This window comes from Candidatus Frankia nodulisporulans (genome assembly GCF_902806475.1).
GTDB lineage: Bacteria > Actinomycetota > Actinomycetes > Frankiales > Frankiaceae > Frankia > Frankia umida.
In genome coordinates, this window is sequence record NZ_CADCWS010000182.1 from 1 (window position 1) to 8721 (window position 8721).

An 8721-nucleotide genomic window follows, 5' to 3' on the forward strand; every position below is an offset into this window, starting at 1 on the left:
GGGCAGCGACGGGGCGAAGTTGTCTCCGAGGCGTTGCAGGGCGGCCCGGGCGAAGATCTGCTGCTCCGTGCAGGTGCGCTCCGACCGGCCGCGGCCGATGAAGCTGACCGTCCAGTGCAGCAGGGTGGTCAGGCGGTGCTTGAAACCGATGATGTAGACGAGGTGCACGGCCAACCAGACCAGCCAGGCGAGGAAACCGCTGAACTGGACGCCGCCGATCTTGGCCACCGCGCTGAACCGCGAGATGGTGGCCATGCTGCCCTTGTCGTGGTACTTGAACGGGTTGCCGGTGCGCTTGCCGGCGACCCAGCCCTGGATCTCCTTGGCGGCGTGCCGGCCGCCCTGGATGGCGACCTGCGCGACGCCGGGAAGCCGGTCGAGGCTCATCATGTCGCCGATGACGAAGACCTCGGGGTGACCGGGCAGGGTGAGGTCGGGCAGCACCTCGACACGGCCGGCCCGGTCGATGCCGGCGCCGGTCTGCTCGGCGAGCTGCTTGCCCAGCGGGCTCGCGGCGACACCGGCGGCCCAGACCTTGCAGACCGACTCGATGCGGCGGCGGGTGCCGTCGGCGTCCTCGACCTCGATGCCGGTCGCGTCGACGTTGACGACCTTCGCGCCGAGCTGCACCTCGACGCCGATCTTCTCCAGCTTGTCCTGTGCCTTCTCGCCGAGGCGCTCGCCGAAGGGCGGCAGAACGGCGGGGGCGGCGTCGAGCAGGATGACCCGGGCCCGGGTCGGATCGATGCTGCGGAAGTCGCGGCGCAGCGTGCGGCGCGACAGCTCGGCGATCTGCCCGGCCATCTCGACGCCGGTGGGGCCCGCGCCGACCACGACGAACGTGAGCAGGCGCTCGACGTCGGACGGGTCGGTGGAGGCCTCGGCGAGCTCGAACATGCCGAAGATGCGACCGCGCAGCTCGAGGGCGTCGTCGATGCTCTTCATGCCCGGGGCATGGGTGGCGAACTGGTCGTTGCCGAAGTACGACTGCCCGGCACCGGCGGCCACGACGAGGCTGTCGTAGGGCTGCACGGTGGTACGGCCGAGCAGCTGCGACGTGACGGTGCGTGCCTTCACGTCGATCTCGGTGACCTCGCCGAGCACGACCTGGGCGTTGTCCTGCTTGCTGAGGATCTCACGGGTGGTCGGGGCGATCTCGCCTTCCGACAGGATGCCTGTCGCCACCTGGTAGAGCAGGGGCTGGAACAGGTGATGGGTGGTCTTGGCAACCAGAGTGATCTCGACGGGCGCCTTGCGGAGAGCCTGTGCGGTGAACAATCCGCCGAAGCCAGAGCCGATGATCACCACGCGGTGCGGGGAGCTCCGGCGCCCCTCGAGCCGTTCCGGTTCGCCGGCGTGCCCAGTGTGGGCGCTGTCCGTATTCACGATCCTTCTCCGCTCAACCTCTTGACTCCCAGCGGTGCCCGTTGGCGCCGCGGAGACCGTATCCCCACGAGCACACGGGTCTCCCCTGCCTATTTTCCGCCCTATGCGCGCCCTGGCATCGTGTTCATCGTCACCTCACTCCGTGACGGTGGGACTCGCCTGGACTCACATTGTGTGGTGTGGAACACATCCGATCCGGCGGGCGATTAGACCTAGCCCGGACGGCGCGCTGTGGGCGGTTGTTCTGTGGACGGTGGCCCGCTCGTGGGGCAAAGCCAGGAAATGAGCCGTGCCGTGTCCGGCGACCACCATACCGCCCCTTCCCCGCCCGGGCCGGGCGGGGCCCGGCGGGCCCGCTGGCCTGCGGCGTCAGGGTTGGCCTGGCCTGTCGTGAGCCTGTCTGGGCCACCCGGTGCACCGGTGCACCGGGTGAACGGGGGTGCATGGGCGCGGTTCTCCGCATCGGTGTATTCCGACAGTGCTTTGTTCGGTGGATGTCCGGCGCGCCCTTCCGCCGGGTCCGTCCACCCGCGCCCTCGACGCGTGCACCTTCACGTGAGAGCGAGAGGTATACGAAGGATTCCGTCGGGTGACGATGCGTGTTGGTCCTTTTCCTGCCTCCGCCTGGCCTGGGTTGTCCTCGGCGGTGGGCTGTCGCCTGCGGTGATTCCCTGTGGACGGGCGTGGGTGGGCGTGGCCACGACGGCCTGGGCCGGCCGGGGGCCGGCGGGTGGTGGTGACGCTGCGTGTGACTCGCTGGCCCGGCTTCGGTCGTCCAGCGCGATCTGGCGGACCCGGGTGGTGATGAATGTGGCGAGCATGGACAATTCCTTTACCGTCCGTGGCCACGCTGGGCTGGTCGAACAGGTGAGTTGCCGCGAACAGGTGGACTGCCGCGAGCGGTCTGGTTGCCGCGAACGGATGGGTTGCTGCGAACGGGGAGAGTGACGATGGCTGACGTACCCGGATGGGCATCGGGCGTGGACGTCGACCGGCCGAGCGCCGCGCGCATGTACGACTACGCCCTGGGCGGCTCGCACAACTTCGCCGCCGACCGGGAGGCCTACGCGGCGGTCGTGCGGACCTTCCCCGACGCGCCGCTGGTGGCCCGCTCGAACCGGCTGTTCCTGCACCGGGCGGTGCGCCACATCCAGACCGAGTTCGGCATCAACCAGTTCCTCGACCTCGGCTCGGGCGTGCCGACCGTCGGCAACGTGCACGAGATCGCCCAGCATCTCGACCCGCGGGCGCGGGTCGTCTACGTCGACATCGACCCGGTGGCGGTCGCCCACGCCGAGATGCTGCTCGCCGACAACCCCGGCGCGGCGATACTGCGCGCCGACGTGCGCGACCCGGCGTCGGTGCTCGGCTCCGAACAGGTCGCCACCCTGCTCGATCTGAGTCGCCCGGTCGCCGTCCTGATGGTCACCGTGCTGCACTTCATCCGCGACGACGACGATCCCGCCGCCATCGTCGCGGCCTTCCGGGACGCGACCGCGGCGGGCAGCGCGGTGGCCGTGTCGCATCTGGTCGCCGACGACTGGGATGACGAGTCCCGCAACGTCCACGGGGTCTACGACCGGACGTCCACCGGTATCAACCCGCGCACCCGGGAGCGGATCGCCGGGCTGCTCGAGGGCTACACCCTGGTCGAACCCGGTCTGGTGCACCTGCCGAGCTGGCGTCCTGATCCGGGGTCGGCCGCCCTGGATCCACTGGTGGACGACCCGAGGCGGTCCGTGGCACTCGCCGCGGTCGGTCGCCGCTGACGAGCCGCCGGATGGACCGGACACAGCCGGCGACGGCGGTGCGCGCCCAGGGGGTCGACGGCTTCGCCCGGGCCTGGGCGCGCGCGATCGCCGGGGCGAGCTTCCCGGACGCACCGCGCGTCGACGTCGAGCGGTGGCTGCACGGGCTGTCCGAACGGCTCGTCGACATCGTGCTGCGCGAGCCGTTCGTCGCACGGGACGCGGCCGACATCGCCGCCGCCCTGCTCGAGCACACCTACGGTGCCAGTGACGTGCTCGCCGCGACCATCGAGGTCTGCGGCACCCACCTGCGCACCGCGCTGGAGTCCGCGCCCGGTCCCGAGCTCACCGATCGGATCGCCGCCCTGCAGGGCGCGTTCGCCCGCGGCTACACCCACGCGCTGCGCGAGCGCATCCTCGCCGACCAGGACCTGATCCACCGGGCCGCCCGACGGGCCACCACCGAGCGGGTTCAGCTGATCTTCTCCGCGCCGACGGTCGGCATCGTCGTGGCCGACGAGTCCGGTCGCATCCAGGACAGCAACGACGCGTTCGCGCGGATGGTCGGGGTCTCGCGGGCCCGGGTGATCGGGCGGTCGCTACCCGACTTCGCCCACCCGGACGACACGGCCCGCCTCGCCGCGGCCCTCGCCGACCAGCGCCGCGGCCCCGAGAGCCGGCCACACGGCGAGACCCGGCTGCGCAGTGAGACGCGCCTGGGTGGCCCGGGCGGCGGGGTCGTGCGCGCCGAGCTGTCGACGTCGTGCCAGTTCAGCGGCGGTCGGTGCGAGGTGCAGCTGACCCTCGTCACCGACGTGACGGACCGTCACCAGTTCCAGGAGTCGCTGCGCTACCAGGCCCGGCACGACGCCCTGACCGGACTGCCGAACCGCATCGCGCTCGGGGAACGGGGCGACGAGCTGATCGCCCGGGGCCAGCCCCGCCGGATCGGACTGTGCTTCGTGGACCTCGACCGGTTCAAGGCGGTCAACGACGACCTCGGGCACGAGGTCGGCGACCGGCTGCTGGTGGCCGTGTCCGCTCGCCTGCGAGCCACGCTGACGGACGGGCAGATGCTGGTCCGGATGGGCGGGGACGAGTTCGTCCTGCTGCTCGCCGACACCACCGGGATCGAGGACGTGACCGCGGTGGCCGCCCGGGTGCTGGCCGTGCTCGCCGAACCGATCCTGGTCGGCAGCCATGTGCTGACGGTGGGGGCGAGTCTGGGGCTGGCCGAGAGCGAGGTGCTCGAGGGCGACTTCGAGGATCTGATGCAGGCCGCCGATCGGTCGCTCTACCGGGCCAAGGACGCCGGCCGCGGCCGTTGGGTCGCGTTCGACGCCGACCACGACAGCGGCCAGGCCAACCGGCATGTGCTGGCACCGATGCTGGCCAGCGCCGTGCGCGACGACGAGTTCGTCGTCCACTACCAGCCGATCGTCGCGTTGGGGCCTGGGCGGACGAGGTCGATGGTCGGCGCGGAGGCGCTGGTGCGCTGGCGCCATCCCCGCTTCGGACTGCTGCCACCGGAGATGTTCCTCGGGTCGGCCGAGAACAACGGCCAGATCGCCGCGCTTGGCCGCCGGGTGCTCGAACTGGCCTGCGCCGAGGCGGCCCGCTGGCGGATCGACCACCCTGGGTATGCCCGGTATGTCAGTGTCAATCTCAGTGTGGGGCAGGTCCGCGCGCCGGATCTGGTGGACGAGGTGGACCGGATTCTCGTGGCCACCGGGCTGCCGGCGGATCTGCTGCACCTGGAGTTCTCCGAGGCGATGCTGCTGGGCCCGACCGGTGATGTGACCCGGGTGCTGGGCGATCTGGCCGAGCGGGGGGTTCGCCTGGCGCTCGACGACTTCGGCACGGGCTACGCCCACCTCGCCCGGCTGCACCGGTTGCCGTTGCACACCCTCAAGCTCGCCGGCCCGCTGGTGATCCGGGACGGGGACGCGGCCGCCGACCCGGGCACCGCGACCACCCTGCACGCGCTGGTCGCGTTGGGGCACGCGCTCGGGCTCACCGTCACCGCCGAGGGAGTCGAGACCGAGGACCAGGTCGAGCGGCTGCGTCGAGCCCGTTGTGACGCCGCGCAGGGCTACCTGTTCGCCCGTCCGCTGCCGCCCGAGAAACTGCGGGCCTGGCTGTCGTCCGAGGCGCTGTTGGCGCCGGCGCAGTCAGGGAGCTGACAGTGCGGAATCTGTCACTGCCGGACCTGGTTCGGCGTCACCTCATAGGCTCGCGGAATGCGATCCTCGCGCGCCAGCCGCCCGTCCGTGGTCGGGGTGACGCTGGGACTCGCCGCAATGAGCGTCGGCCTGCTGGTCGGCTGCTCGTCGGGCGGGTCCGGGGTGGCCAACGACGTCCGGGTCACCACGTGCACGCGTGACCCGGACAACCACCGGGCGGTGGTGCAGGGGACGGTGCGTAACAGCTCGTCCAAGCGGTCGAACTACGTCATCCAGATCGACGTCCGGGCGAACGACAGCAAGATCGAAAGTGGTTTGGCCTCCGTGCCGCGGGTCGCGCCGGGCGAGATCAAGACGTTCACCTCTCGCCCGGTCGGCGTGGACGTCCCGAGCGGAACCGCGCTGCGATGCACCGTCGCCCATGTCGGACGGATCGCCGCCGAGTAGCCGGCTGGTGGCTACGGGCGGTCCGGCTCAGCCGTGTGGCACGGGGCGCCGATCTGGGGTGCCCGGACAAGGGCGAGCTGGTGGTGGCGGGCCCGCGGCGGCGGGACGGGTAGCCGCTGTGGCCAGCCTCCGTAGCCGAGCGTCGCCGGCTCGCGGACGATCGATCCGTGGGCCCGCGACCAGACCAGGACCGCCCGGGCGGTCGGGGTCGGGGCTGCCGGGGATGGCGCCACCGCGGAGCAGGCCGACCCGGGCGGCGATGCCGAGGCTGTAGAGCAGGGCCCGGACCCGGGTGTCGATCTCGTCGCGGATGGAGCGGACCTCGTCCAGGGAGCACCCGGCCGGATCGTCGATCTCCCAGGCCAGGTACCGGGCGTGCGGATACTGCGGGACCGCGTCACCACACCCCATCGTGATGATCACCGAGGCGGATCGCAGCGCGTCGTCGGTGAGTGGGATCGGCTGGTGCGCGGACAGGTCGATGCCGAGTTCGGCCATGACCGTGACGACCACGGGTGGCGTCCACGGCGCGGGGCAGGTGCCCGCCGAATGGGCCTGGATGCGACCGTGGCTGTGCTGACTGAGCAGTGCTGCCCCCGCCCCGCGTGCAGACGAACAGCACCTCGGGAGCCTCGGTCTCAGCCGGCGCCGTGGCGGGATAGGCGTGCGTCATGTCGGCCTCCGCGCCCGCAGGGGCGCGGTTCTGTCTGAAACTGTCGAAAGGGTGACAAAAGAGTATCTGTAGTAATCATCCACCGGATTGGCCGGATGGAGGGTGATGGCGGTCTTCACGTCGAATGCGGGCATTGTGCTCATCCTACCGGGAGATGTGAAGGCCATCCGCTGATTATTGGCCCGAATCACGCTGTGTCGGGTTGATCGTCGCGGTTGTATCGGAGCGGTCAGTACTACTGCTCGATCTGTGGCCTGGCCTGGCCTGGCCGGCGCCGTCGCTCGGCCGGTGCCGTCGTGCGGATGGAGGCGGGACCGCGCGCGGGCCGGCGCGGGGAGAGGCCGGGCCGGGACGGCGGTCGATCGGGTGTGCGTGGGTGGCGGGGACGGGGGCGACGCCGGCTGGGCAGCGTCCGCCGCCGTGCCTGTCCGCCGCGAGCCCCGGTCATCGTCGCATCATCAGCGCGTCGCCGAGCAGGTAGGCACCCACCATCTCGAAGTTCGTCGGCGCCAGTGTGATGTGCGCGACGGCGCTGTGGACGTCCCGGAAACAGCGATCCAACCGGCTGCCCTCGGCCAGTGACCGGGTGCCGGCCAGGCTGTGCAGGCTGTCGACGGCCCGGACAGTGTGCTCACCCACGGAGGCCGCGGCCAGTCTGATCAGCGCGGACAGGTCCTCGCCGCCGAGCAGACAGCGCAGTTCGGCGTGGTTGGCCGCGTCCTCGAGCATGAGCTCCGCGGCGCGCACCAGGCCGGCGGCCCGGGCGAGCCCGGCCTGCACGGTGTGGCTGGCGGCGAGGGTCTGCGTCCCACGGGCGGGAACGGCGCCGACGGCGATGCCGGGAAAGGCGCTCCGCGCGTCCTGCGCGATTCCCAGGGCGGTGGACGCGGTGGTGAACGGCCCGAAGTCGTAGTAGGCGATGGGATAGCCCCGCGAGGGCCGATCCTGCGGCGGACGGCGGAGCAGGCTCCCGTCGACGCAGAACTCGGCGGGGACGAACAGATCGTCAGCGGTGAAACTCACGCTGCCGGTGCCGCGTAGCCCCATCGACCGCCAGTCGTCGTCGAATCGCACCGCGTCGGCGGGCACGAAGAGCATGCGCGTGGCCGGCGGCCGGGCTGCGATCTCGGTACCAGCGGCGATCTCGGTACCGGCGGCGGGGTTGGTAGCGTCCGCGGCGTTGGTGAGGGTGCTGGCGCAGACCAGCCAGTCGGCGTGGGTCGATCCGCTGGCGAACGACCAGCGGCCCCGAAGCCGGTATCCGCCGGGTACCGCCTCGGCCTGTCCGGTCGGGTTGATGCCGCCGACCACGAGGCCGTCGGATTCGGCGAACAACAGCCTGGAGACCTGCTCGGGCAGGTAGTCCGACATCCGGGAGATGACGCCCTGCACGCCCATCTGCCAGGCCACCGACGCGTCCACGCGGGCGAGTGCCTGCAACACGGCGGATCCGGTGCGGACGCTGACGCCACCGCCGCCGAACGACGGGGACACCCACATGCGGTGGATGCCCTGTTCCCGCAGCGCGTCGAGGACGGCCGGGGATGTCACCCGTTCTCGTTCGGTCCGTTCACGCTCCTGGGTCAGCACCGGAGTGACGGCGTCGACACGGGCGAGCCACTGTTTCGTCTCCTCGTGCGAGTGCGCGGAACCGCTCCAGAACACGTCAGCCACCTACTCTGCTTGTCGGCTCGTATCGGCTCTGCGGGAAAGGGTCAGAACAAAGGTGCCGGCCGCCGGTTGGCCGGTCGGTTTCCGGCGTTTTTCGGGTCGGCTCAAAAATTACCAACTCTGTTGACGCCCGGCTACGAACAGAAGTCCGGCCGCCCGAAGGTGCCAGCACCTGGTGGCCGCCGCGTGCCCTGGTTTCCGGGGCGCCGCGCCGCTCCGGAACAACAGTAACGACGCTGAGCTGCGGCGACATCACCTTCATCCCTTCTCGTTGCCTGGACCCACCCGCGGATCACGGACACATTGCGGGCCTCTTGCGCCGCAACTACGGGCCGATGGTAGCAATTTCGACGCAGATGCGGAACAAGGTCGCGTGTGGCGCCCGTGCCGGCGGATTCATGCCCGAACGGGGTAGGGGGCCACCCCCCGTATGTGGCGTGGTCGGATGAGGGGTGGCGGCGTCGGCGGCGTCGGCGGTCGCGCTCCGGTATCGATCGCATCGCCAAGGTGAGTCATCGTCGCGGCAACTCCATCGATACATCCACCGGGTAGGATTTATTCATGGTCCTTAGTATTCGTAATCAATTCACCGGGATTGTGAGCGAAGTTGTCT

Annotated in this window: 6 protein-coding genes; 3 read left to right on the forward strand and 3 right to left on the reverse strand. The window is 70.7% G+C overall.

Translation table 11 applies throughout. The features are described 5' to 3' along the window. Nucleotides 1-1386: NAD(P)/FAD-dependent oxidoreductase (locus G6R24_RS15240; protein WP_163549913.1), on the reverse strand; the 1386-nt coding region annotated here is incomplete at its 3' end. Nucleotides 1387-2336: 950 nt separating this feature from the next. Between G6R24_RS15240 and G6R24_RS15245 the strand changes: the two genes are divergently transcribed. From G6R24_RS15245 to G6R24_RS15255, 3 genes are read left to right on the forward strand one after another with little or no spacing between them, the layout of a single operon-like run. Continuing rightward, a complete protein-coding gene (locus G6R24_RS15245; RefSeq protein ID WP_163549914.1) occupies nt 2337-3155 on the forward strand; it encodes an SAM-dependent methyltransferase in 819 nt (272 codons plus the stop codon). An 11-nt stretch (nt 3156-3166) separates the two neighbouring features. Next, complete coding sequence (locus tag G6R24_RS15250) at nt 3167-5317, forward strand: putative bifunctional diguanylate cyclase/phosphodiesterase (protein ID WP_163549915.1); 2151 nt, start codon at nt 3167-3169, stop codon at nt 5315-5317. A gap of 57 nt (nt 5318-5374) precedes the next feature. Next, the gene (locus G6R24_RS15255) at nt 5375-5764 is read left to right on the forward strand and encodes an FxLYD domain-containing protein (protein ID WP_175084893.1); all 390 of its coding nucleotides are present in this window, start codon (nt 5375-5377) and stop codon (nt 5762-5764) included. Nucleotides 5765-5791: 27 nt separating this feature from the next. On the opposite strand, the gene G6R24_RS15260 is transcribed toward G6R24_RS15255, so the two are convergent. Beyond that, nucleotides 5792-6277: an arsenate reductase/protein-tyrosine-phosphatase family protein gene (locus G6R24_RS15260; protein WP_244957351.1), complete on the reverse strand. Its 486-nt coding sequence runs from the start codon at nt 6275-6277 to the stop codon at nt 5792-5794. Between the two features lie 604 nt (nt 6278-6881). After that, entirely contained in the window at nt 6882-8102 is a 1221-nt protein-coding gene (locus tag G6R24_RS15265) for an acyl-CoA dehydrogenase family protein (RefSeq protein WP_163549918.1), read from the reverse strand. Nucleotides 8103-8721 lie beyond the last annotated feature (619 nt).